The 22,824-nt window shown below is 57.2% G+C and carries 23 protein-coding genes; 12 read left to right on the top strand and 11 right to left on the bottom strand.

The genetic code is table 11. The features are described 5' to 3' along the window. Positions 1-87: 87 nt before the first annotated feature. The gene (recJ, locus tag ABIB60_RS15360) at positions 88-1,809 is read left to right on the top strand and encodes a single-stranded-DNA-specific exonuclease RecJ (RefSeq protein WP_354581257.1); all 1,722 of its coding nucleotides are present in this window, start codon (positions 88-90) and stop codon (positions 1,807-1,809) included. Positions 1,810-1,878: 69 nt separating this feature from the next. Here the strand turns inward: recJ and ABIB60_RS15355 are convergent, their stop codons facing one another. Both ABIB60_RS15355 and ABIB60_RS15350 read right to left on the bottom strand, forming a co-directional pair. Next, positions 1,879-2,376: a hypothetical protein gene (locus ABIB60_RS15355; RefSeq protein WP_354581108.1), complete on the bottom strand. Its 498-nt coding sequence runs from the start codon at positions 2,374-2,376 to the stop codon at positions 1,879-1,881. Between the two features lie 117 nt (positions 2,377-2,493). Continuing rightward, the gene (locus ABIB60_RS15350) at positions 2,494-2,838 is read right to left on the bottom strand and encodes a DoxX family protein (RefSeq protein WP_354581106.1); all 345 of its coding nucleotides are present in this window, start codon (positions 2,836-2,838) and stop codon (positions 2,494-2,496) included. Between the two features lie 164 nt (positions 2,839-3,002). On the opposite strand from ABIB60_RS15350, the gene ABIB60_RS15345 reads away from it, so the two are divergent. From ABIB60_RS15345 to ABIB60_RS15325, 5 genes are all read left to right on the top strand, one after another. Continuing rightward, positions 3,003-4,850, top strand: coding sequence for a M61 family metallopeptidase (locus ABIB60_RS15345; protein ID WP_354581105.1), 1,848 nt, complete (start codon positions 3,003-3,005; stop codon positions 4,848-4,850). 93 nt (positions 4,851-4,943) lie between these two features. Then, a complete protein-coding gene (lptB, locus tag ABIB60_RS15340) occupies positions 4,944-5,720 on the top strand; it encodes an LPS export ABC transporter ATP-binding protein (RefSeq protein WP_354581104.1) in 777 nt (258 codons plus the stop codon). A 147-nt stretch (positions 5,721-5,867) separates the two neighbouring features. Further along, the gene (locus tag ABIB60_RS15335) at positions 5,868-7,394 is read left to right on the top strand and encodes a GH3 auxin-responsive promoter family protein (RefSeq protein WP_354581103.1); all 1,527 of its coding nucleotides are present in this window, start codon (positions 5,868-5,870) and stop codon (positions 7,392-7,394) included. 37 nt (positions 7,395-7,431) lie between these two features. Then, complete coding sequence (locus tag ABIB60_RS15330) at positions 7,432-7,941, top strand: toxin-antitoxin system YwqK family antitoxin (RefSeq protein WP_354581101.1); 510 nt, start codon at positions 7,432-7,434, stop codon at positions 7,939-7,941. 204 nt (positions 7,942-8,145) lie between these two features. After that, positions 8,146-8,319: a hypothetical protein gene (locus ABIB60_RS15325; protein WP_354581100.1), complete on the top strand. Its 174-nt coding sequence runs from the start codon at positions 8,146-8,148 to the stop codon at positions 8,317-8,319. 98 nt (positions 8,320-8,417) lie between these two features. On the opposite strand, the gene ABIB60_RS15320 is transcribed toward ABIB60_RS15325, so the two are convergent. The 9 genes from ABIB60_RS15320 to ABIB60_RS15280 form a co-directional block, all read right to left on the bottom strand. Next, positions 8,418-9,200, bottom strand: coding sequence for a TIGR00266 family protein (locus tag ABIB60_RS15320; RefSeq protein ID WP_354581099.1), 783 nt, complete (start codon positions 9,198-9,200; stop codon positions 8,418-8,420). A 164-nt stretch (positions 9,201-9,364) separates the two neighbouring features. Then, positions 9,365-9,730 carry a hypothetical protein gene (locus ABIB60_RS15315; protein ID WP_354581097.1) on the bottom strand — a complete coding sequence of 122 codons (366 nt, stop codon included), beginning with the start codon at positions 9,728-9,730 and terminating at the stop codon, positions 9,365-9,367. A 183-nt stretch (positions 9,731-9,913) separates the two neighbouring features. After that, the gene (gltX, locus tag ABIB60_RS15310; protein WP_354581095.1) at positions 9,914-11,455 is read right to left on the bottom strand and encodes a glutamate--tRNA ligase; all 1,542 of its coding nucleotides are present in this window, start codon (positions 11,453-11,455) and stop codon (positions 9,914-9,916) included. 161 nt (positions 11,456-11,616) lie between these two features. Continuing rightward, positions 11,617-12,228, bottom strand: coding sequence for a pentapeptide repeat-containing protein (locus ABIB60_RS15305; RefSeq protein WP_354581094.1), 612 nt, complete (start codon positions 12,226-12,228; stop codon positions 11,617-11,619). Further along, positions 12,228-12,422 carry a hypothetical protein gene (locus ABIB60_RS15300; protein WP_354581093.1) on the bottom strand — a complete coding sequence of 65 codons (195 nt, stop codon included), beginning with the start codon at positions 12,420-12,422 and terminating at the stop codon, positions 12,228-12,230. Before ABIB60_RS15300 ends, ABIB60_RS15305 begins: the two co-directional genes overlap by 1 nt. 117 nt (positions 12,423-12,539) lie before the next feature. Continuing rightward, on the bottom strand, positions 12,540-12,923 hold the full coding sequence (locus ABIB60_RS15295) for a RidA family protein (protein WP_354581091.1): 384 nt from the start codon (positions 12,921-12,923) through the stop codon (positions 12,540-12,542). A gap of 146 nt (positions 12,924-13,069) precedes the next feature. Continuing rightward, on the bottom strand, positions 13,070-14,905 hold the full coding sequence (glmS, locus tag ABIB60_RS15290; protein ID WP_354581090.1) for a glutamine--fructose-6-phosphate transaminase (isomerizing): 1,836 nt from the start codon (positions 14,903-14,905) through the stop codon (positions 13,070-13,072). Between the two features lie 109 nt (positions 14,906-15,014). Continuing rightward, positions 15,015-16,514, bottom strand: coding sequence for a DUF4270 family protein (locus ABIB60_RS15285; protein ID WP_354581088.1), 1,500 nt, complete (start codon positions 16,512-16,514; stop codon positions 15,015-15,017). Then, positions 16,498-17,310, bottom strand: a complete 813-nt coding sequence (locus ABIB60_RS15280; RefSeq protein WP_315999665.1) for a glycogen/starch synthase — start codon at positions 17,308-17,310, stop codon at positions 16,498-16,500. Before ABIB60_RS15280 ends, ABIB60_RS15285 begins: the two co-directional genes overlap by 17 nt. Positions 17,311-17,430: 120 nt before the next feature. Here ABIB60_RS15280 and panC point away from each other — a divergent pair, with 120 nt between their 5' ends. From panC to ABIB60_RS15250, 6 genes are all read left to right on the top strand, one after another. Further along, on the top strand, positions 17,431-18,279 hold the full coding sequence (gene panC / locus ABIB60_RS15275; protein ID WP_354581086.1) for a pantoate--beta-alanine ligase: 849 nt from the start codon (positions 17,431-17,433) through the stop codon (positions 18,277-18,279). A 121-nt stretch (positions 18,280-18,400) separates the two neighbouring features. Continuing rightward, positions 18,401-18,748: an aspartate 1-decarboxylase gene (gene panD / locus ABIB60_RS15270; RefSeq protein WP_315999667.1), complete on the top strand. Its 348-nt coding sequence runs from the start codon at positions 18,401-18,403 to the stop codon at positions 18,746-18,748. Positions 18,749-18,853: 105 nt separating this feature from the next. After that, complete coding sequence (locus tag ABIB60_RS15265) at positions 18,854-19,876, top strand: lysylphosphatidylglycerol synthase transmembrane domain-containing protein (RefSeq protein WP_354581085.1); 1,023 nt, start codon at positions 18,854-18,856, stop codon at positions 19,874-19,876. A gap of 90 nt (positions 19,877-19,966) precedes the next feature. Continuing rightward, a complete protein-coding gene (rfaE2, locus tag ABIB60_RS15260; protein WP_354581083.1) occupies positions 19,967-20,449 on the top strand; it encodes a D-glycero-beta-D-manno-heptose 1-phosphate adenylyltransferase in 483 nt (160 codons plus the stop codon). Between the two features lie 69 nt (positions 20,450-20,518). Further along, positions 20,519-21,208, top strand: coding sequence for a zinc metallopeptidase (locus tag ABIB60_RS15255; RefSeq protein WP_354581081.1), 690 nt, complete (start codon positions 20,519-20,521; stop codon positions 21,206-21,208). A gap of 325 nt (positions 21,209-21,533) precedes the next feature. Continuing rightward, positions 21,534-22,673 carry an acyl-CoA dehydrogenase gene (locus tag ABIB60_RS15250; protein ID WP_354581080.1) on the top strand — a complete coding sequence of 380 codons (1,140 nt, stop codon included), beginning with the start codon at positions 21,534-21,536 and terminating at the stop codon, positions 22,671-22,673. Positions 22,674-22,824: the final 151 nt, after the last annotated feature.

The raw sequence follows: 22,824 nt of genomic DNA, 5'->3' as shown, positions 1-22,824 counted from the left end.
ATCCGTGAAATCCGTTTAATCCGGCTGAATCCGTGATTTTCTTTTCGTACTTTTGAAGATACCGCCCCGGTACTATCTGGCAGAATGATGGAAAAACGATGGATTCGCAAGCCCGCGCCCGACGCTGAACAAGTCCGGCACCTGGCCGACGCGCTGCGCGTCAACGAGGCCATTGTCAGCCTGCTCTGCCAACGCAACGTGTGCACTTTTGAGGAGGCCCGTGGCTATTTCCGCCCCGACCTCAGCCAGTTGCCCGACCCCCTGCTCATGCGCGACATGGACTTGGCCGTTGACCGCCTGCTCCGGGCCCTGCACCTCGGTGAGCGGGTGCTGGTATTCGGCGACTATGACGTGGACGGCACTACTTCTGTGGCGCTGGTGTACAGCTACCTGCGGCAGTTTTTCGGGGCGGAGCGCATTGAGTACTACATTCCGGACCGCTATAAGGAAGGCTACGGCATCTCGGAGGCGGGTATTGACTTCGCCCACGACTTCGGCTACCAGCTCATCATTGCCCTCGACTGCGGGGTAAAGGCCGTGGAGAAAATTGCCTACGCCAATGAGCGGGGCGTGGACTTCATCATCTGTGACCACCACTTGCCCGGTGTGGAGCTGCCCGCCGCCGTGGCCGTGCTCGACCCCAAGCGCAAGGACTGCCCGTACCCATTCAAGGAGCTGTCGGGCTGCGGTGTGGGCTTCAAGCTGATGCAGGCTTTCACCCAGCAACAAGGCTTGCCGGAGGAGGATTTGTACGAGCTGCTGGACTTAGTGGCCGTGAGCATTGCCGCCGATATCGTGCCGATTTATGGCGAAAACCGCACCCTGGCTTACCACGGCCTGCGCCTCATCAACGACCGGGGGAGGGCCCAGCGCCCCGGCTTGGAGGCCCTGCGTGAGTTGGCCGGCCTGCAAACCGCCGAGCTGAACATCAGCAGCCTGGTGTTTGGGTTTGCACCCCGTATCAACGCCGCCGGCCGCATGGGCGACGCCAAACGCTCGGTGGCCATGCTACTGGCTGGCAGCACTGCCGAAGCCGTGGCCACCGCCGGGGTGGTGGATAAAACTAACCAAGAGCGCCGCGGCTTCGACACCAGCATTACCAAGGAGGCGCTGGAAATGATTGAGCAGAGTGACCTGCTGCGCGCTGCCCGCACTACTGTGCTGTTCAAGGAGGACTGGCACAAGGGCGTAGTAGGCATTGTGGCCTCGCGCTGCCTCGATAAATATTACCGGCCCACCATCATCCTTACTGAGAGCAACGGCAAGGCTACCGGCTCGGCCCGCTCGGTAGTGGGCTTTGATGTACACCAAGCCATAGAGGAGTGCGCTGAGCTGCTGGACCAGTACGGCGGCCACATGTACGCCGCCGGCCTCACGCTGCCCGTCGAAAACGTGCCCGCGTTCCAGGAAAAATTCGAGCGGATTGTAGCCGGCCGCATTCTGCCCGAGCAGTTGATTCCGCCCGTGGAAATTGACTGCACATTGCAGCTCAGCGACATTACACCTTCTTTCTACCGCTTGCTGAGTCAGATGGAGCCCTTCGGCCCCGGCAACCCTAACCCGGTATTTGCCTCCGAGCGGGTGTACGCCGCCCCCGATTCGGCGCGCATTGTGGGCAACTCCCACCTCAAAATTGCCCTCACCCAGGACGGCCACCACAGTGTCGATGCTATTGGCTTCGGCCTGGGCGAGTACTACGAGCAAATCCGTCAGGGCCAGCCCTTCAGCGTGTGCTATACCGTAGAAATCAACGAGTACCGGGGCGTGAAAAACCTGCAGCTTCGCCTCAAGGACATCCGCTGGGAGTAGAACGCCGGCATAGGTAAAAGGGCCCTGCTACGGCGTGTAGCAGGGCCCTTGACTATTATAGAAAGTTAGCTACCGGGTGAAGGCAGCAAGGGAGAGGGTTGGTAGCAGATACTGGCGGCCATTCCAGTGCAGGTAGCCGTTACGCAGGTATAAGGCTTCGGAGGTGCTGGCCGCCGAGCCGGAAGATTTGCCCGGGGCTGTACGCACCCACAAATACTGAATAGTACCATTAACGCGCCGCTCCCGCAGAACAGCCTTGCCATTCTGCAGCGCCGTAAATTTTTCCATCAACACCCCATTACGGCGCAGGACGGCCTTTTTCTGCCATATACTATTCCCAGATGCACCTGCGGCGTAACCGTACGCTAGTTGTTTGCGCTTACCAGTCCAGGGAGCCTGAGTTTCAACTCGGTGAGAAGTTGTTAGTGCTTGCTGGCGGACTCCATTGGCGGCTTGCATCAAAGAGTCGAGGGCAGCACCAGCACGGGTGGCATCAGTAACAGTCTGGGCTTGAGCGCCGAGGGTAGCCAGAGCCAAGAAGGGTAGAAGAAGTAGAGTACGCTGCATAAAACTGGAAAGGATATAAGAGTAACCATCGGCCTGATGGGTGTAGGGCGAGTAGCAAAAACAACGCCGTTTCAGCTTCTGTGGGTATTATATCTTCGCGGTAGGGCGGGTATGCTGCTAGGCCCAGGCAATAAGCACCACCTGCAAAGGCAGCCGCAGCCAGAGCGCCCACAGTGGTACCTGCACCCCAGCACCGTGGGCTTGCAGCATGTAGATGTTGGCCGGAAATACGGCTATCAGCAACAGAATCAGTCCCCAGGCGGCCCAGCGCCGGGTGGCCGGCAGCAACAGGCCCAACCCGCCCGCCAGCTCAGCGGCTCCGCTCAGGTATACCAGCAGCAGCGGCTCCGGCAGGTAGGACGGCACAATACGCACGAACGGCTGCGGCCGCAGGAAATGCGCCGCGCCGGCTACCAGAAACAACAGTGCCAGGGTAAGCCGGCTAATACGTTTGATTGACATACAACTTAGTAAGATAATCGGCTTACTATACGTTGGGGGAGGCAAGCCGGGGCCGAAAACCCAGACTAATAGATAGGCGCTGAACTGCTAGAAACCTGTTGAAGCTGCGTACCTTGGTCGAGGCATTAGCGCCTTTATCTGCTTTTTATTCCAGTAGTTTTCGCATGAAGTTTTTTCCGTTGGCTCTTGCCCTGAGCCTCGCCACGGCCTCCGCCAGCCTGGCTCAACAATCTGCCGGCTACCGTATCAACCTCGACCTGCAGCAAGTGGCCGCCGACCGGCTGAAGATAGTAGTTAACACACCTACGCCCCGCGAGAATCAGGTAACCTACGTGATGCCCTCCGTTATTCCGGGCTCTTACTCCAAGAAGAATTATGGGCGGTTCGTGTCGGATTTCAAAGCCTTCGACCAGCAGGGCAAACGCCTGAAAGTAAAGAACGACGGCCCCAACCTGTTCCTCATCGACGGAGCGCAGAAGCTGGCTCGCCTGGAATACCTGGTGGATGATACCTGGGACGTGAAGCAGGACGACTCGTTCATCTTCCAGCCCGGCGGCACCAATTTCGACGCGGGCCGCAACTTCACCCTCAACCACTACGGCCTCTACGGCTACATTGAAGGCTACAAAATGCTGCCCTACGAGGTGCAGGTAACCAAGCCCGCCGACCTCTACGGCGCTACCGCCCTGGATGTACGCCGCACCTCGCCCACGCAGGATATATTCACGGCCCCCAGCTACGTAATCCTGGCCGACGGCCCCATCCTCTACGCCCGCCCCGATACCACCAGTTTCAGTACCGGCGGGGCGCGCATTTCGGTGGCGGTACTGTCGGAGAGCGGGGTGGTGAAGGCCGCCGAGGTCAGCCAGATGCTGCGGCCCATGTCGGAGGCCCTGACCAAGTATTTCGGGCAGATGCCGGTGCCGCGCTACCAGTTTCTGTTCTACTTCCCGGCCAGCGGCTCCCCCCTCAGCAGCAAGGATGGGCGCTACGGCGCTATGGAGCATAGCTATTCCTCGGTGTATTTTCTACCCGAAATCAGTGACCCGGAGCGGCTGAAAAGCATGGTGGTAGAGGTCAGTTCCCACGAGTTTCTGCACATGCTGGCCCCGCTCAACATTCACTCCCGCGAAATCGGGGAGTTCGACTTCCGCAACCCGCAAATGTCGCAGCACCTGTGGCTGTACGAGGGCGTGACGGAGTACGTGGCTCAGCTGGTGCAGCTGCAGGGCGGGCTGATTACCGAGGAACAATTCCGCCAGACCATGCGCGAGAAAATCCGGGATGCTGAGAAGTTTCCGGCCGGCGTATCCTTCACCGAAATGAGCCGCCGCATTCTGGAGAAGCCCTACGACGACATGTATGAAAACGTGTATAAGAAGGGTGCCCTTATCGGCCTGCTGCTCGATATCCGCATTCAGGAGCTGACCCAGGGCCGCCAGACCCTGCGCGACGTGCTGCTGGCCCTGCGCGCCAAGTACGGCCCCACCCGCTCCTTCGAGGATAAAGACCTGATTCCGGAAGTAGTAGCCCTCACGCATCCTCAGCTCCAGCAGTTCTTCGACCAGTATGTGATTGGCAAGGAGCCGCTGCCGCTGGCCGAGTACCTAGGTAAAATCGGCTGGGACTACACTGACAAGGCCCGCGTGAAAATCCGGGCGTTCGGGCAGCTGGGTTTCCGCTACGATGAGAGCAAGCAGGAGTTCCGCACCGCCGACGTGCAGGCCCAGACCAACGTGTTCGGCCTGCGCAACGACGACGTAATTCTGGCCGTGAACGGGCAACCCCTCACCATGGCCAACGCCGAGAAGCTGCTCCGCCCGCTGGTAGATACTGAAACGGCCACGTCCGCGCCTGTAGAGCTTACCGTTCGGCGGGGCTCCACTACCAGCACCGTGAAGGGCACCGCGCAGGAGTACGAGGTGGAAGCCAGCAACCTGCTTAAGCCCAGCCCCGGCGCCTCGCCTGCCCAAACAACCCTGCGCCGCCAGGTACTTACGGCCCGGGGCTAGGCGTTAGGTGGTGGAGCCGGGGTTCCGGCAACTGCATCCGCCGCTTGGCCTCGGCCCGCCAACCTTCCGGCCAACCCCTACCTTTGCAGCAAGATGATACTACGAGCCGAACATCTGGTCAAGAAATACAAGTCGCGCACGGTGGTGAACGACATGAGCCTGCAAGTGGAGCAGGGCGAAATTGTGGGCTTGCTGGGCCCCAACGGGGCCGGCAAAACCACTTCGTTCTACATGACGGTGGGTATGGTGAAACCCGATGCTGGCCGCGTGTTTCTGGATGAGCGGGAAATTACCAAGATGCCCATTTACCAGCGCGCCCGCCTGGGTGTGGGCTACCTGGCCCAGGAGGCCAGCGTGTTCCGCGACCTGAGCGTGGAGGAGAACATTCTGGCGGTGCTGGAAATGACCGACCTGCCCAAGCAGGCCCAGCGCGACAAAGTGGAGGAGCTGCTCAACGAGTTCAGCCTGACCCACGTGCGCAAAAACCTGGGCCGGGTGCTAAGCGGGGGGGAGCGGCGGCGCACCGAAATAGCTCGGGCCCTGGCCGTCGACCCCAAATTTGTGCTCCTGGATGAGCCCTTCGCCGGCGTCGACCCCATTGCTACCGAGGAAATTCAGAGCATTGTGGCCCGGCTCAAGCATAAGAACATCGGCATTCTCATCACCGACCACGACGTGAATTCCACCCTCGCCATTGTGGACCGGGCCTACCTGCTGTTCGAGGGCAAGCTGCTGAAAGCCGGCACCGCCGAGGAGTTGGCCGCCGATGAGATGGTGCGCCGCGTGTACCTGGGCAAGAATTTTGAGCTAAAACGAAAGGACTATTCTACGGCTCCAGACGCAAACCTGACTTCTGAAAGCACCGAATAATGGGCAACTTGCAGTAGGAGCGGGGGCGCTTGCCGGCTGGACATAGCCGAAAGCACCAACCGTATTATTGGTAACTTTCCCGGGCGGCGGGCGGTACAGGTACCGTTTGCCGCCCGTTTGCTATTCCTCTATTCGTTCCCGCTCTCCGTGATTAGTACCGTTTTAACCTGGGCCCTGCAGCGCCGCTTAGCCAGTATTGAGCACATCCGCCGCCACCCGCTGGACGCCCAGGCCCAGGTACTCACCAACCTGCTGCACACGGCCCGGCGCACGGACTGGGGCCGCCGCCACGGCTACCCCGATGCGCCCTCGGCCCGGGAGTTTGCCCAGCGCGTGCCCATCAGCAGCTACGAGGAGTTGTACCCGGAAATTGAGCGGGTGCTGCGGGGCGAGGCGGACGTGCTCTGGCCCGGCCGGCCGGACTGGTTTGCCAAGAGCAGCGGCACCACCAACGCCCGCAGCAAGTATATCCCCGTCACCCGGGCCTCCCTGCACGAGGGCCACTACCGCGCCGGCCGCGACATGACGGCCCTGGCCACGCTACACTACCCGGAGGTAGATATTCTGGGCGGGAAAACTCTGTCGTTGGGTGGCACCCACGGCCCCAACCCTTTCCGCCCCGAGGATGCCGCTTCCCGCGTCGGCGACGTATCGGCCGTGATTATGCAGAACCTGCCCGCCTGGGCCGAGTTTGTGCGCACCCCGCCCCTGGAATTGGCTTTGCTGGATGAGTGGGAAGAAAAGATTGAGCGTATCGCCCGCCACGTGCTGACTGCTGACGTGCGCGTGCTGGCCGGCGTGCCCACCTGGATGATTGTGCTGCTGCGCCGGGTGGTGGAAATGGCCGGAGCCGGCAGCATTCTGGACGTGTGGCCCAATCTGGGGCTGTTTCTGCACGGAGCCGTGGCGTTCGGGCCGTATCGGGAGCTGTTCCGTCAGCTCATTCCCAGCTCCCAAATGCACTACCTGGAAGTGTATAATGCCTCCGAGGGCTACCTGGCTGTGCAGGACGAGCCGGACTCTGAGGACCTATTGCTGCTGCTCAACCACGGCATCTACTACGAGTTTCTGCCCCCCGACCAGTGGGATGCGCCCGCGCCCCAGGCTATTGGGTTAGAGCAAGTGGAACTGGGCAAGCAGTACGCCCTTATCATCAGCACCAACGCCGGCTTATGGCGCTACAAAATCGGGGATACGGTACGCTTTACTTCCCTGGCGCCCTACCGCATCCGCATTTCGGGCCGCACCAAGCACTTTCTCAATGCGTTTGGGGAAGAGGTGGTAGTTGAAAACGCCGATGCTGCCCTGGCCGCCGCCTGCCAGGCCACCGGCACTACAGTGCGCGACTACACTGCCGCCCCCATCTACTTCGCTACCCACGACGGAGCCTCCCGGGGCGGCCACCAGTGGCTGATAGAATTCACCCAACCCGGGGTAGACCTGCCTCACTTTACCACCGTGCTGGACGCCACGCTCCGCCAGCTCAACTCCGACTACGACGCCAAGCGCCACCGCGACATTGCCCTGGCCCCGCCGGTGGTGGCTGCTGTACCCACCGGTACCTTCGAGCAGTGGTTGGCCCGTCGGGGCAAGCTGGGTGGGCAGCATAAAGTACCGCGCCTGAGCAACTCCCGGGAAATACTAGAGGAATTGCTTGAACAACTAAATAATTAGTTGTAACTATCGAAAACAGTTATATCTCCGGTTTTCGATGCGCTATTCTTACCATAACACCTTGCTGGCCGTTTCACTTGGGCTGCTGGCCTCCTGCACCAGCATCCGGCAGCACGGCCCCATTGGGTTTTGGTCGCGCAACCGGTTTCACCCCACTGATGACAAGCGGCACGGCCCCTGGCAGGAGTATTTTGACGCCGCCGGGCAGCACCGGGCCAATGCTGGGCGTTACCGGCATGGTCTGCCAGCGGGGCGGTGGCAGTATTTTGCCCCCTCCGGCGAACTGGAGCGAGAGGAACGATTTTCCCAGCGCCAGCCAGGGCTGGTAGCCATCCGCTACTATCACCCCAGCGGCACCGTCGCCAAGCAAGGACAAGCCCGCTACAACATATCCGATACCAACGTGCGCTTTTTCTGGTTTGGGGAGTGGAAGTGCTACGATACTGCAGGTCAGCCACTACCGTCCGAGTTTTACCGGAACGGCCGAAAAACGGCCACCCTGGTTACCAACGCAGCAGGGGATTCTATTACCTGGCTCACCCGCTAGGCGTGTATTGTACTGAGTGGGTATAGCTCTGAGTTGATTGTTTCTCTGGATAGAAGCTGCCAAACAGGTGCTAGGCGCTGATTGGCGGGTAGTTAGTTCCGTCGAGCAGAGGCGTGCGTTGGTCGAAGGTGACTAGTGGAAAATAGGTTTTATTTGGGATGCCGCCTACATTTTTGGTATTGTTCAACTGCCTATACACCATCTATGGCCGTTTCTACTTCTGTTTCTACTTCTGGCTCTCGTCGTCGCCGTCACCGCCGTCTTAAATCAGAGGAAACCTCTACTGTCCGCAACCGCAAATTCGTGGTCGGGGTATTGGGCTTGCTGCTGGTTGCTTTACTTGCCAGTTTGGGCGTAATAGCGGCCAACTTAGGCTAACAGTTAACCGCCGCCCTTACCAGCTATAATACCCACCCAAAGGCCCGACTTTCCTCTACAGGAAGGTCGGGCCTTTGGGTGGGTACTTGGTACCGTTGTTATTCGTCGAGAATACCGCCTACCATTTTGCCCAGAATACTACCGCTTTCCTTTTGGGCATTGCCGCCATTTGGGGCCAGGGCCTGAATCAGCTTTTTCACGGGCATAGATTGGAGCCATACCCGGCCGGTGCCGCGCAGCGTAGCTAGCAGCAGCCCTTCACCCCCAAAAATCATCGACTTCAGCCCGCCGGCGCGCGTAATGCTGAAATCAATGCCTGGTTCAAAAGCCACTACGCACCCCGTATCTACCCGCAGCAACTCGTTGTTCAGGTGCTTCTCAATGATGGTCCCGCCAGCGTGTACAAAGGCTCTGCCGTCGCCGGTAATTTTCTGCAGAATAAAACCCTCCCCTCCAAAAAAGCCTGCGCCCAGCTTTTGGTTGAGGTGCAGGCTGATTTTGGTGCCTTTGGCAGCGGCCAAAAATCCGTCCTTTTGCACAATCAAGCCCTGGGGCAATTCCCGTAAGTCGAGCGGGATGATGGTGCCAGGATACGGAGCCGAAAACGCCACGTGCGCTTTGCCATAGCCCCCGCGGTGGGTAAAGTGCGTCATAAACAGCGACTCGCCGGTAATTAGGCGGGTGCCGGCCGAGAACAGCTTGCCCATAATACTCTGGTTCGGCTCCGAGCCGTCGCCCATCTTCGTTTCAAAGGCAATGGCCTCGCTCATGTACACCATGGCGCCGGCCTCGGCAACAACGGTTTCATTGGGGTCCAACTCTACTTCAAGTACCTGGATGTCATTGCCCAGAATTTTGTAATCAACGTCGTGGGACTGCATAAGCGCTAAGGAATGGATGAATACTGCCCCAAGTATAGCGAAACGGTAATTTATGCGGCCATTCAAACCACTTGGTATCCATGGAAAACGGCTTACAAACGTCGCCAACGCCAAATCAAGGGCGTCGGCGGCGTTTGTAAGCCGTGGCTCTGGCACTGATAACGTTATTCGTCGTCGGCTGCGGAGGGCTCAGGGTCGTCTTCGGCGCTGGCCTTGGGGCCTTTTTTCTTAGCCTCCCGGCTGGTGCGGCGCATAAAATCTTCGTCCGACTCTTCGGGTTCCTGCACGCCGTCCTCCAGCGGGAATTCTTCTTCCTCGTCCTTCTCGCCAAATTGTCCGTCGCGGTTCACCAGCTTTTTGTCGCGTACGTGGCGGTTCAAGAACAGGTTGATATCCTCAATGGAGTAATTGGAGGTGATTTCACCCAGCGGGTTTACCTTTATTTCGAAGCCTTCCAACTCCTTATGCACCCGGGCTTTTTTCTCGGGGTCGGCGGCTTTTTTCTTTGGGTTAACGGGTTTTTTGGCCATGATACAAACGGCTAAAGAGTCAGTAGGAAAGCGGACCAGCAGGCCCCTTACCAGTACGTACGCAAGCCTCCCGCCGAAAGATGTGCCGCCCAGCACCGGCCCAGCAAGTGGCCCAAAAACCAACCGGCCCACCCAACGAGTGTTGGGCAGGCCGGTTGCAAGTCAATAAAAAGCAACTATAACCTAAGCGGGCAGCGCGGCTACGGCTGCCTGAATGCGGGCAGCAGTTTCCTGCGGCCCCAGGATGCTCATAATGTGCATCAGGTCGGGGCCGGCGGCGTTGCCAGTTACGGCTACGCGCAAGGCCTGCAACACCTGCCCAATTTTCAGGCTTTGAGCTTCCAGCACCTGCGTGAGCAACGCCTTGATGCCCTCGGCCGAGGCGTCGGCGGTGGCGGGCAGTTGGGCCGCAAACTTGGCCAGGGCAGCAGATACCTGTGGGTTCCACTTCTTGCTGATCACCTGCTCGTCGTAGCTGGCGGGGCGCTGGAAGAACAGCTGCGCTTCCTTGGCCAGATCAGCCGGGAAAGTTGCCCGCTCTTTTACCAGAGAGGCAATTTGCTCAGCCTGGTCGGCGGGTACTTCGACTCCTTGTTTGCTTAACTCCTCGGTGAGGTACTGGGCTAGCTCAGCATCGGGTTTGGCGCGCAGGTATTGCTCATTATACCAGCGCACTTTGTTCTGGTCGAAGCGGGCCGGCGACTTGCTCACGCGCTCAATTGAGAAGTTCTCAATCAGCTCGTTCATAGTAAACAGCTCCTGCTGGGTGCCGGGGTTCCAGCCCAGGAAGGCCAGGAAGTTGATGAATGCCTCGGGCAAATAGCCTGATTCCCGGTAGCCACTGCTCACGGTTGGTTCGCCGGTTTCGGCGTCCTTGCCGTGGAATTCCAGCGGGAACACCGGGAAGCCCAGCTTATCACCGTCGCGCTTCGAGAGTTTACCAGTGCCATCGGGCTTGAGTAGCAGGGGTAGGTGAGCAAATTGGGGCATAGTGCTTTCCCAGCCTAAATAGCGGTACAGCAGCACGTGCAGCGGAGCCGAGGGCAGCCACTCTTCGCCCCGGATAACGTGAGTAATTTCCATCAGATGGTCATCCACAATATTGGCCAGATGGTAGGTCGGCATGCCGTCTGACTTCATCAGCACTTTATCGTCGATGCTGCTGGAGTGTACCACTACCCAACCCCGGATAAGGTCGTTGAAGCGGATTTCTTCCTTGCGTGGCACCTTCAGGCGAATTACGTAGGGTGTGTTGTTGGCCAGCAGCTGCTCCACTTCCTCAGCTGGCAAAGTGAGCGAGTTGCGCATCTGAGCGCGGGTGATGCTGTTGTACTGGGGGTTGGGCACCTTGGCGGCCGTGAGGCGGGCGCGCATGGCGTCCAGTTCCTCGGGCGTATCGAAGGCGTAGTAGGCGTGGCCGTCCTTAAGCAGCTGGTCGGCGTACTGGCGGTACATGGGCTTCCGCTCGCTCTGACGATACGGCGCGTGGGGGCCACCTTGCTCAATTCCCTCGTCAATTTCGATGCCGCACCAGCGCAGGGAGTCCATAATGTACTGCTCCGCGCCGGGCACAAAGCGGTTCTGGTCGGTGTCTTCAATGCGCAGCAGCATTTTGCCGCCCAGTTTGCGGGCCAGCAGGTAGTTATACAGCGCCGTGCGCACGCCGCCGATGTGCAGCGGCCCCGTGGGGCTGGGCGCAAAGCGCACCCGTACTTCTCTTTCCATAAGTCAGTCAGTTCACGGCGTTTTCGGGTGGGAAAACGCGCCGCAAAGGTACGAAAGGTGAGGTGGTGAAGCGGTGAAATTGTGAGTTTGATGTTCTATCTGTGCAATCAGGTCTGGCAGAACATCAAACTCACAATTTCATCACTTCCCAAATTCACGGTTTACTCCACTACCAACCCGTATTTGCTTAGCAGGCCCGGCAAGCCCTGAATGGAAAAACGGGCCTGTTTTACCTCGTTCTGCTCCGGGTCAAGCACCACGTTCTGGGCCGTGCGGAAGTCGGCTGCAAGTAGGCGGGTTTGGGCGAAGATGGCCCCGCGCAACTGGCACTCCTCGAACACAGCGTTGGTGAGGTCGGCGCGGGTAAAGTCGGTTTCCAGCAAAGAGCAGCTTGCAAATCGGGTGTTGGGCATCACCTTGCCCCAGAAGGACGCATAATCCAGCTGGCACCGGTCGAAATGCACATCAAACAGCATGTCGCGACAGGAAGTGAACTGCAGCCCCAGCAGCTTGCAGCCTTCGAAGGCCACATTTTGCAGCCCGGTGTTGCCCAAGGTAGCTCCGGTCAGATTGCAGTTCTCAAACAGACACTCGCTGAAACGCCGGCCCGCCAAATTCGCCTGGCTTAAGTCGAAACCACTGAAATGATACTGCTCGAACTCCTGCTGCCCCACCAGTTCCGGGGGCAGGACGCGCGTGAGCACGTTTTCGGGCGGAAAATAGGCCGGCTTGGCCAGGGCCTTTGCTGGTTTGCGGGAAGCCGGTCGGCGCATTACGTACGGTTTCTGGCGCTGAGCCACAGCACCAAACCCAACAAGGTGATGCCGCCTTTAATGGCCCAAGCTGCTGTTGCACCCCAATTATTCATCCAATCCAAGAGAGGAAACCGAAAGTTGGCGGGTAGCAGGAATGGGGCCAGCATGGCAATGAGGCCGGCGAAAAATAAAAAGATACCAAGCTCGCGCATAGTAGTGGAATAGTGAGGCAAGGAAAGAATGAGAAGGACTACAATCTGCACAATTCACGCAAGCAGCGCAAATCAGGAAATAAGCCCCTCCCGTTACATTTCCTTACTGGTTCATCGTTACTGCACCGCTACGCAGGATATTTCAACCAGCACATCCTTTGGCAGACGGCTTACTTCCACTGTTTCGCGGGCAGGAGCATAATCCGCCTCAAAATAGTTGCCGTAGATTTCGTTAATGAGGCCGAAGTTGCCCAGATCCTTTACGAAAATGCTGCATTTCACTACGTCGCGCAGCGTAAGATTAGCCGCTGCCAGTACGGCCTGCAGGTTGCGCATCACCTGATGAGTTTGCTGGGCTACGTCGCCTTCACCTACCAACTGGCCAGTGGCATCAAGAGCAATTTGCCCGGAAACATACACGGTATTGCCTGCCTGAATAGCTTGGCTATACGGCCCGATGGGAGCAGGAGCCTGGGGCGAAAAAATGATGGTGTGAGCCATGAGCATCGAAAGTGAGAAGGTGGGGAAGGAAAAATAGGCAGGTGCCAAAGTACCAGAAAAATTGGGCTTCAGCAGGTGTAAATGCTTACCGCCGCCCCAGATGATTCCGGGGCGGCGGCAGCTTGCTATAACTAGTAATAACGGGTTTACTCTACCGTCACCGATTTGGCCAGGTTACGGGGCTGATCTACGTTGCAGCCGCGCAATACGGCAATGTGGTAGCTCAGCAGCTGCAGCGGCACCACCGATACCAGCGGCATCAGTACTTCGCTGGTAGCGGGCACTTCAATGGTGAATTCGGCCATCTGCGGAATTACATCGTCGCCTTCCGTCACCACGGCAATGATGCGGCCTTTGCGGGCCTTCACCTCCTGAATGTTGCTAACCACTTTCTCATATGAGCTGTCCTTAGTGGCAATTACCACCACGGGCATGTTCTCATCAATGAGGGCAATGGGGCCGTGCTTCATTTCGGCAGCAGGGTAACCCTCTGCGTGGATGTAGCTGATTTCTTTCAGCTTAAGCGCGCCTTCCAAAGCCACGGGGAAGTTATAACCTCTGCCCAGATATAGGAAATTCGGAACGTCCTTGAACGTCTCGGCAATCTTTTCAATCTGGTCATTGAGCAGCAGCGCCTTCTCTACTTTCGCGGGGATGTTGTTCAGCTCCACCATCAACTCGCGCAGACGGGTATCTGTGAGGGTACCGCGCTTGTGACCTACAATCATAGCCAGCAGCGTGAGTACTGTTACCTGGGCCGTGAAGGCTTTGGTAGAGGCTACCCCAATTTCAGGGCCTGCGTGCGTGTACGCGCCGGCATCGGTAGCGCGGGCAATGCTGCTGCCTACCACGTTGCAGATACCGAAAATGGTAGCCCCGCGGCTCTTGGCCAGTTCAAGGGCGGCCAGCGTATCGGCCGTTTCGCCCGATTGCGAAATGGCAATTACAATGTCACGCTCCGTAATAACGGGGTTGCGGTACCGGAACTCCGAGGCGTATTCTACCTCCACCGGAATACGAGCCAGGTCTTCCAGCAGATACTCGGCTACGAGGCCGGCGTGCCAGCTGGTGCCGCAGGCTACAATCAGGATGCGGTCGGCATTCACGAACTTCCGCTCGTACGCGCGCACGCCACCCATGTTCAAGTGGCCAGCTTCCAATTCCAGACGGCCGCGCATGGAGTCGAGAATCGAGCGGGGCTGCTCAAAAATCTCCTTCAGCATGAAATGCTCGTAGCCGCCTTTCTCGATGCGGTCCAGCTCCAGCTCCAGCGTCTGAATGTAGGGCGTCTGCACCACGTCTTCGCGGGAACGGATTTCGAGCGTACCATCTTTGATAACGGCTAACTCATAGTCATTCACGTACACCACTTCGTTGGTGTACTCAATGATGGGCGTAGCATCAGAGGCCAGAAAGAACTCACCTTCACCCACGCCAATAACCAGCGGCGAGCCTTTGCGGGCGGCAATCAGTTGGCCAGGGTTGTCTTTGCTAAGCACCACAATGGCATAAGCACCTACTACCTCGTGCAGGGCCAGGCGTACGGCTTCCTCCAGCGTGCAGCTGTTCTGCTTCTGAATCTCCTCAATCAGGTTTACGAAAACTTCCGTGTCCGTATCAGAATGGAATACATGGCCCTGCTGCTGCAAATGCTGCTTCAGGGCGGCGTAGTTTTCAATAATGCCGTTGTGGATGATGGCAATGCGCTCCGAAGTGGAATAATGCGGGTGTGCATTCACGTCGTTGGGCTCGCCGTGAGTAGCCCAGCGGGTGTGGCCCATGCCGATGTGGGCGTGGGTGTCCTGCTCGCCAATGTAGGCTTCGAGGTCAGCTACTTTGCCTTTCTTCTTGTAAACGGTAAGCTGCCCGTTCAGCAGGGCAACGCCGGCTGAATCGTAGCCCCGGTATTCCAGGCGACGCAGACCTTTGATGATGATGGGGCAGGCCTCACGGTGCCCAATGTAAGCTACAATTCCGCACATAGCAGTTGATTTATGACAGAGCAGATGGTTCTGAGAAAGAGAAAAAATCGGGCGGCAACGGCAAAAGCCGTGCCGCCCTTATCGGTAGGCTTCTCTGACAGAGCTGAACCTACCGTAACTTGGAGTAGTATACGCGCAGCTTAATATTGTTCGCGTCTAGTTGAGCCCGGTTTAGGTTTAGTACGGAACTAGAGCGCAACGTAGGCGACAGAACGAGGCCACTGGGTAATTCACCTTCCAGACGATTCTGCAAGTAAGCCTGCAGATACTCAGTTAAAGGTACCGAATACTGCTGCACCGGGTCTTGGCCAGCAGGAACTGTAGCTACTGCTGGTGCAACTCCTGGCCCCGCCGAGGCTGGGGTAAGACGAGCCCCGCTAAGTGAGTTGGTGCCTTCCGCCGGTACCAGTCGCTCGTAGGTGGTGGCGCCAACCGTCCGGGTCAGGACGGCGTTAGCGCTATTCACCTCGTACAGATACAAGCCATTCGGATAAGGGAACAGGGCGTTGCTGTTTTGCTTGATGGGCACTATCAACTCGGCCCGGTTAATGGCAATATCTGTATTGTTACGTAGGTTGTCTAGGCCCTGAAACTCAATGCGAGTTCCCAAGCCAATACCGCCCTGCGCATACGTGAAGCCATTGGAGGCGGCCGCCGGAACCTGGCTTTGTGCTGTGGTGAGTCCTGCCAGCGGAGTACCACTCAAGTCAGTGGCAATCTGCGTGAAATATTTGCCCGGCAGGCTTGACAGACCATTGGCTAGCAGGAGACGATAGAGCCTTGACCGTACTTTGGTAACCGTGCCCACCGTAGCGGTAGCGGTATAGTAGAAAGAAACGCTAGCACCGGTATTCGAGGAGAATCCGACAATGTTACCCGAGTGATTGGCTGATGCCTCCAGGGCAATGCCTTTCCACACGGCATCCAGCTTAGCCTGCGTAGGGGTACCATCTTTCAGCGCGGTAAATACCGAGTTAGCCAGCGTAGCGGTATTGGCGTAGCGCAGCAGCCGTACCCGTACTACCTGGTCGGGCTCCGTGGTGGTAATTACCGTGGTGGTCGTGTCGGAGGATACACCGGAACCTACCCGTCGCTTTACAGCTCGCGTGCGGTTCAGCGGCGCCGAAAAGCCGGCTAGTAGCGTGTTGCTGGTCGCCACCGAAGACGTGGAGTTATACACCGCCCGTTCATCCAGCGGCTGAGCCAGCGCCTGCAAATCAAACTGCAAAGGCTGTGCGGCCGAGCCATAGACTTGACTGAATGGGAACGTAACCACCACCGAATCAAGTCGGTGAGCCGTGAAAGCCGACGGGATAGTGTCGCTGGTCACTACCTGCAAATTCAGGTAGCCCTTGGCCGTGGTAGTACCCACGAAGGAGTCACGGAGCCGTCCCACCAGCAGCTGATCCGCCTGTATAGTTTCAACCGGCTGCTGGCGTACGGTATAGGCCGTCACCGGAAGGTCGAGGTAATTTGCCGTGATAGGAGAAGTGCCGGGCAATTCCAGGCCGAGGTCATTGGCTTCTTCACAGCCAGTGGTCAGGCCCAGTAAGGCAACTGCAACAAGGGAAACCGAAGCAAGTCGGCTGGCGCTAGTTGGCCAATTCATTATATAGTGCGTAGTAAGAAGTCAACAGGTTGTCGTCGGCGGCTACCTGCTCAATTTGTTTGTTGCCCGAGTACTCCGTGAACAGGGTATTCAGGTTCTCGCTGAAGTCTTCATCCGACTTCACTACGGCATCGGCATACTCCATGCCTACTTTAATGAAACCGCCGAAGTCAGCTGTTTTCAAGGAAGCCAGCATTTCATCCTCGATGTCGAGCATCTTGGCCTTCTCTACAATATCACCCTCAAACTTGAAGTCGAACTCGTTATTGTAGATGGTAAACACCGATTTGGCGTCCTTGAAAATTGGGTCCTTTTTATAGGTCGTTTTCAGGTACATCGGAATCAAGCCAGTCATCCAATCATTGCAGTGTACAATGTCCGGAGACCAGCCCAGTTTTTTCACTGTTTCCAGTACACCTTTGCAGAAGAAGATGGCCCGCTCGTCATTATCGGAGTGGAACTTGTCGTTCTTATCTACGAGTACCGACTTACGATGAAAGTAATCTTCGTTGTCGATGAAATAAACTTGCAACTTCGCATTCGGGATGGACGCCACTTTAATAATGAGCGGCTTTTCATCTTCGCCCACGGCAATATTAATTCCCGATAAACGCACTACTTCATGCAGGCGGTTTTTACGCTCGTTAATAATGCCAAATCGGGGTACAAAAATGCGGATTTCCATCCCCATTTCCTGCATTCCCTGCGGCAGACGCCGCAAAAACTCTGCTACCTTGGTGGTCTGCAAAAACGGGTTAATTTCCGTGGCAGCATAGAGTATTCTCAACTTAGACATAGAGAGTCAGTTGGGGTGATTGAGGAAGGGCAACACTTTGGGATGCACAAAATTAAACATTTTTGAGGGAAATTTCAATCATAGCCAGCCGGCGGCTCGTCGGAAGGCCTGTTTTACTCTATGGAGATACTGAATACCGCCGCTGCGTTGCAAGCCTACACGGAAAAGGCGCGGCGCAACGGTCAGCGCGTTGGGCTGGTGCCCACTATGGGCGCGCTGCACGAGGGGCACCTGCAGCTGGTGCGGGCCGCCGCCCAGGAATGTGAGGTGGTGATTGTCAGCATTTTTGTAAATCCCACCCAGTTCAACAACCCCGACGACTTCCGTCTGTACCCTCGCCTGCCCGAGGCCGATGCGGCCCTGCTGGCTCCGGCTGGCTGCACGGCCCTGTTTCTGCCCTCAGTGGAGGAAATGTACCCCCAGCCAACGGTGCTGCGCTTTGATTTCGGGGCCCTGGAAAGGGTAATGGAGGGGGAGCACCGACCTGGGCATTTCAACGGAGTAGCTACGGTAGTAAGCAAGCTGTTTCATCTGAGCCGGCCCCACCGGGCGTATTTCGGGCAGAAGGACCTGCAGCAGGTAGCCATCGTGCGCCAACTGGTAGCCGATTTGTCGTTTGATTTGAGCCTGATAGCCTTTCCTACCGTGCGCGAAGCGGATGGGCTAGCTATGTCGTCCAGGAACCGTCGCCTCTCGGCCGAGGCCCGCGCTGTAGCCCCGCAGCTGTATCAGGCGTTGCAACTAGCTGAGCAGCTAGTGCAGGCCCGTCAGCGGAGCCCACTTGAGGTTCAGGAGGCGGTTGAAGACTATCTGCGGGCTGAGGCGGCTATTACGCTAGAGTACTTTGCAGTAGCAAACGCCCACACCCTGCAGCCACTGACGGAATGGCAGCCCGGTCAGCCCGTGGCTCTGTGCCTTGCTGCCCACCTCGGTGGGGTACGGTTGATTGATAACATAGTAGTACAGTAACGTAGCGGATTGGTGGTTGGGCTGGGCATTTGGTTGGTGCAAATAGCCCATAGCGAACCGACCACTCGCTACATCACCTTTCGTATCTTTGCGGGCCAAAAACCACCCGCTTTTCCCGGCCATGCATATTGAGGTTCTTAAGTCGAAAATCCACCGCGTAAAGGTTACGCAGGCGGAACTGCACTACGTGGGCAGTATTACCATTGATGAGGACCTGCTGGACGCGGCCAACATGGTGGAAAACGAGAAGGTAACCATCGTGAATATTAACAATGGGGAGCGGTTTGAAACCTATACCATCAAGGGTGAGCGGGGCTCCGGCATGATTTGCCTGAACGGGCCGGCCGCACGCCGTGTAGCCGTTGGCGACATCGTTATTATCATTTCTTACGCCCTCATCGACTTTGCCGAGGCCAAGGCCCACAAGCCCACAGTAATTTTCCCGGATCAGCACAACCGCGTAGCCTAACCCATAGTGGAGGACCCTACGGAAGAAAGGCTGGCTATTCTACCTCCAGAATAGCCAGCCTTTTTGCTGCAGGAGCTACACAGACTTGTACCATCATATTCTTGTATGAAACAACTGCTCAATATCATCAAGTATGTTCTGCTGCTGGCCGTATCGGTGCTGCTGATGCGCTACGCTTTGCAGGGCCAGGACCTGAGCCGCGTAGGGCAGTACGTGCGCGAGGCCAACTACTCCTGGCTGCTGATTACCACGGTCCTATCGGCGCTGGGCTACTTTAGCCGGGCCTACCGCTGGAAGATGCAGATTGACCCCACTGGCCACAAACCGCGCTATTGGGACGTGTACCACGCCATGATGGTAGGGTACCTGGCCAATATGGTGCTACCCCGCATGGGGGAGGTTATCCGGTGTTCCGTGCTGCGGCGTACCAGCGGCGTGCCGGTGCAGGTGGCGCTGGGAACCGTAGTAACCGAACGGGTAATTGACGTGCTGGTGCTGCTGGGCTTGCTGGGCGCTACCTTGCTGCTGGATTTCACCACCTTCTGGAAGTTTGTAACTGATAACCTGCTGGCTGGTCGTTACGATGCCCTGGCCCGCAACCGTACCCCGCTGCTACTGGCCCTGGGCATTGCTGTCCTGCTATTGCTGACGCTGGCCTACGCCGTATTCCGCAACCTGGAGCGCCTGCGCCAGAATGCGTTGTTCAATAAGGCTGTGGTGTTTGTGAAAGGACTGCTGGCCGGAGTATTCAGCGTGCTGAAAATGGAGCGCAAAGGCACTTTTCTGCTCCACACCTTTTTCACTTGGCTGGTGTACTACCTCATGGATTACCTAGCCTTCTTCGCTTTCCCGGCCACCTACGACCTGGGTATGCGCGCCGGCCTGGCTGTTCTCACGTTTGGGGCTTTTGGTATGGCGGCGCCGGTAGCAGGCGGAGTGGGGCCATTTCACATCATGGTGCAAGGCATTCTGCTGGTGTACGGCGTTAGCAAAGAGGCCGGTATTGCCTACGCGCTGGTGGTGCACGGCTCCCAAACCTTATTAGTGGTGCTGATGGGTGGTGTGAGCTTCCTGATCAGTATGGTAAAATCGGGCAGAAAGGCCGTTTCCGCAGAGGTAGCAGCCTAAACTCGGTAGCTTACGTAAGGTAGCAGCCCGGTTGTCGCACAGCCGGGCTGTCTTTTTTAGCAACAACTTTCCTTCTTCAGCCGGCATAGCATGCAGTGGACCAAAGAGAAAATTATGAGCCGTGAGGCGTTGCTCCCAGTAGTAGCCGCGTGGCAGGCTGCTGGCGAAAAAGTGGTGTTTACCAATGGATGCTTCGATTTGCTGCACCTGGGCCACGTCGATTACCTGGAGCAGGCTCGCCACCTGGGCCAGCGGCTGGTAGTGGGCCTGAACACGGATGCATCCGTGAGTTGCCTCAAGCCGGGCCGGCCCCTGCAAGACGAAGTGTCACGGGCCCGGGTATTGGCCTCCCTTTTGTTCGTGGATGCGGTAGTGCTTTTCGATGAGCAAACCCCTCTTTCCCTGGTTGAAGCCCTGCGCCCCAACGTTTTGGTGAAGGGCAACGATTACCAGATCAGCGGAATTGTGGGCCACGAAGTAGTGTTAGAGAACGGTGGCCAGGTACTTACCGTACCGCTGGTAGCCGGCTACAGCACTACGCGCATTGTTGAGCGAATTTTGCGCGGCGCCTAGTCCGAGGGCTTCCAAAGGGAAAGTTCAGAACGGTCGCCGGGCGCTTCTTTCACGTAAAACCTCTTTTTTATGTACCACATCAGTCCGGCCTACGTCATTGTGCTGCTTACGATGCTGGCCTCCTGGCTTATCCAGATGCGCCTGCGCAGCAAGTTTGAGAAATACTCGCAGGTGGGCCTGCGCAATGGCCTCTCCGGCCGCCAGATTGCCGAGCTCATGCTTGCCGACCACGGCATCACCGATGTACGCATCATCAGCACGGAAGGCAAGCTCACCGACCACTACAATCCCACCGACAAAACGGTAAACCTCAGCGAGTCGGTGTACAATGACCGGAGTGCCGCCGCGGCCGCCGTGGCTGCTCACGAGTGCGGCCACGCTGTGCAGCATGCCACCGCTTACAGTGCTCTGCAATTCCGCTCGGCTATGGTGCCGGCGCTGGGGGCAGTTTCTAAATTCATGCCTATCCTGCTGTTTCTGGGCGTGGTTATGCTGCGCACTACTCCATGGCCACTTACCGCTGGGGTAGCGTTTTTCGCGCTTACTACGCTGTTTAGCTTCGTCACCCTGCCCGTGGAGTTTGATGCTTCCAAACGAGCCCTGGCCTGGATGGATAAGCGTAACATCGTAACCCCCGAAGAGCACGTGATGGCCAAAGATGCCCTGTGGTGGGCCGCCATGACTTACGTGGTAGCGGCGCTGGGCTCCTTGGCTACGCTGTTCTACTACGCTACGCTGCTCATGGGCCGCCGCCGCTAATATTCTCTCTGCTTACCGCACTAAAGCGGCTACTCCGGGCAACTGGGGTAGCCGCTTTATGTTGGGCAGTTGCCCTCAGTATCGGAATCCTACAAACGCAATCCTCCTACTCAGTATGGAGGCAACGTGGCACTATTGAGGCTTGCAGGATGTTGCAGCGGCTATAAAACAAAATCCGGCTTCCGGTCTTGTTTGGCAGGCGCGCCGATAAAAAAACTGTGGCTTCTGCTTAATCTGCAAAAACAACGGGTTAATTTTGACCTGCCAGCGAATTTACGCTTGCCCTTGATTAGCCCATTTCCCCACCCCACCCTTTTCTTTACCGATGGATTTTCAGCTCACCGAAGAACAACTAGCCGTACAGGCCGCCGCACGCGACTTTGCCCAGAGTGAATTATGGGCCGGCGTAATTGAGCGTGACGAACACCAGAAGTTTCCCGCCGAGCAAATCAAGAAAATGGGTGAGCTGGGTTTTCTGGGCATGATGGTAAGCCCCGAATACGGCGGCGGCGGTATGGACACGGTAAGCTACGTGCTGGCCATGGAAGAAATCAGCAAGGTAGATGCCTCGTGCTCCGTTATCATGTCAGTGAATAACTCACTGGTGTGCTGGGGCTTGGAAAAATACGGCACTGAGGAGCAGAAGCAGAAGTACCTGACCAAGCTGACTACCGGCGAAATCATTGGCGCTTTTGCCCTGTCGGAGCCCGAAGCCGGTTCGGATGCCACCAGCCAGAGTACCACCGCCGAGGATAAGGGTGACCATTACCTGCTCAACGGCACCAAGAACTGGATTACCAACGGTTCTTCGGCCTCCGTGTACTTGGTTATTGCCCAAACTGACCCCGAGAAAAAGCACCGCGGCATCAATGCCCTCATTGTGGAGAAGGATATGCCCGGTTTCGTAGTAGGGCCCAAGGAAAACAAGCTGGGTATTCGTGGCTCCGACACGCACTCCCTCATGTTTACGGATGTGAAAGTGCCCAAGGAAAACCGTATTGGTGAGGATGGCTTTGGCTTCAAGTTCGCCATGCAGGTACTGGCCGGCGGCCGTATTGGCATTGCCGCCCAGGCTTTGGGTATTGCTTCGGGTGCCTACGAGCTGTCGTTGAAATACTCCAAAGAGCGCAAGGCCTTCGGCGTGCCGATTTCCCAGCACCAAGCCATTCAATTCAAGCTGGCCGATATGGCCACCAACATTGATGCCGCCCGTCTGTTGTGCCTACAGGCTGCTCACGATAAGGATGCTCACCAGGATTACGCCAAATCGGGGGCCATGGCCAAGCTGTTTGCCTCCAAAACGGCCATGGATACGGCCGTAGAAGCAGTGCAAATTCACGGCGGCTACGGTTTCGTGAAAGAGTTCCACGTAGAACGCCTGATGCGCGACGCCAAAATCACGCAGATCTATGAAGGAACCTCTGAGATTCAGAAAATTGTAATCTCGCGGGAAATTCTCAAGTAACTCCTGAATTGCCTTAAAGTCAGGCTTATTGCACAAAACCCAGCTAAATATTAGCTGGGTTTTGTGTTTTTGTGAATTTTTATATGTTATTTTGCATTAGATAAGTCCGGGGTGCTATTTCCTGCTCATTCCGGTCTCACCCAACCGCCCG

Origin of the sequence: Hymenobacter sp. UYP22, from assembly GCF_040547285.1 — a bacterium.
In the GTDB taxonomy this organism is placed as follows: Bacteria; Bacteroidota; Bacteroidia; order Cytophagales; family Hymenobacteraceae; genus Hymenobacter.
This window is presented reverse-complemented; position numbering and strand designations above follow the sequence as displayed.

Bases quoted from the DNA above. Each gene is read 5' to 3' on its own strand.
- recJ (WP_354581257.1), top strand. From the start codon at position 88: ATGGAAAAACGATGGATTCGCAAGCCCGCGCCCGACGCTGAACAAGTC.
- ABIB60_RS15355 (WP_354581108.1), bottom strand. From the start codon at position 2,376: ATGCAGCGTACTCTACTTCTTCTACCCTTCTTGGCTCTGGCTACCCTC.
- ABIB60_RS15350 (WP_354581106.1), bottom strand. From the start codon at position 2,838: ATGTCAATCAAACGTATTAGCCGGCTTACCCTGGCACTGTTGTTTCTG.
- ABIB60_RS15345 (WP_354581105.1), top strand. From the start codon at position 3,003: ATGAAGTTTTTTCCGTTGGCTCTTGCCCTGAGCCTCGCCACGGCCTCC.
- lptB (WP_354581104.1), top strand. From the start codon at position 4,944: ATGATACTACGAGCCGAACATCTGGTCAAGAAATACAAGTCGCGCACG.
- ABIB60_RS15330 (WP_354581101.1), top strand. From the start codon at position 7,432: ATGCGCTATTCTTACCATAACACCTTGCTGGCCGTTTCACTTGGGCTG.
- ABIB60_RS15325 (WP_354581100.1), top strand. From the start codon at position 8,146: ATGGCCGTTTCTACTTCTGTTTCTACTTCTGGCTCTCGTCGTCGCCGT.
- ABIB60_RS15320 (WP_354581099.1), bottom strand. From the start codon at position 9,200: ATGCAGTCCCACGACGTTGATTACAAAATTCTGGGCAATGACATCCAG.
- ABIB60_RS15315 (WP_354581097.1), bottom strand. From the start codon at position 9,730: ATGGCCAAAAAACCCGTTAACCCAAAGAAAAAAGCCGCCGACCCCGAG.
- gltX (WP_354581095.1), bottom strand. From the start codon at position 11,455: ATGGAAAGAGAAGTACGGGTGCGCTTTGCGCCCAGCCCCACGGGGCCG.
- ABIB60_RS15305 (WP_354581094.1), bottom strand. From the start codon at position 12,228: ATGCGCCGACCGGCTTCCCGCAAACCAGCAAAGGCCCTGGCCAAGCCG.
- ABIB60_RS15300 (WP_354581093.1), bottom strand. From the start codon at position 12,422: ATGCGCGAGCTTGGTATCTTTTTATTTTTCGCCGGCCTCATTGCCATG.
- ABIB60_RS15295 (WP_354581091.1), bottom strand. From the start codon at position 12,923: ATGGCTCACACCATCATTTTTTCGCCCCAGGCTCCTGCTCCCATCGGG.
- glmS (WP_354581090.1), bottom strand. From the start codon at position 14,905: ATGTGCGGAATTGTAGCTTACATTGGGCACCGTGAGGCCTGCCCCATC.
- ABIB60_RS15285 (WP_354581088.1), bottom strand. From the start codon at position 16,514: ATGAATTGGCCAACTAGCGCCAGCCGACTTGCTTCGGTTTCCCTTGTT.
- ABIB60_RS15280 (WP_315999665.1), bottom strand. From the start codon at position 17,310: ATGTCTAAGTTGAGAATACTCTATGCTGCCACGGAAATTAACCCGTTT.
- panC (WP_354581086.1), top strand. From the start codon at position 17,431: ATGGAGATACTGAATACCGCCGCTGCGTTGCAAGCCTACACGGAAAAG.
- panD (WP_315999667.1), top strand. From the start codon at position 18,401: ATGCATATTGAGGTTCTTAAGTCGAAAATCCACCGCGTAAAGGTTACG.
- ABIB60_RS15265 (WP_354581085.1), top strand. From the start codon at position 18,854: ATGAAACAACTGCTCAATATCATCAAGTATGTTCTGCTGCTGGCCGTA.
- rfaE2 (WP_354581083.1), top strand. From the start codon at position 19,967: ATGCAGTGGACCAAAGAGAAAATTATGAGCCGTGAGGCGTTGCTCCCA.
- ABIB60_RS15255 (WP_354581081.1), top strand. From the start codon at position 20,519: ATGTACCACATCAGTCCGGCCTACGTCATTGTGCTGCTTACGATGCTG.
- ABIB60_RS15250 (WP_354581080.1), top strand. From the start codon at position 21,534: ATGGATTTTCAGCTCACCGAAGAACAACTAGCCGTACAGGCCGCCGCA.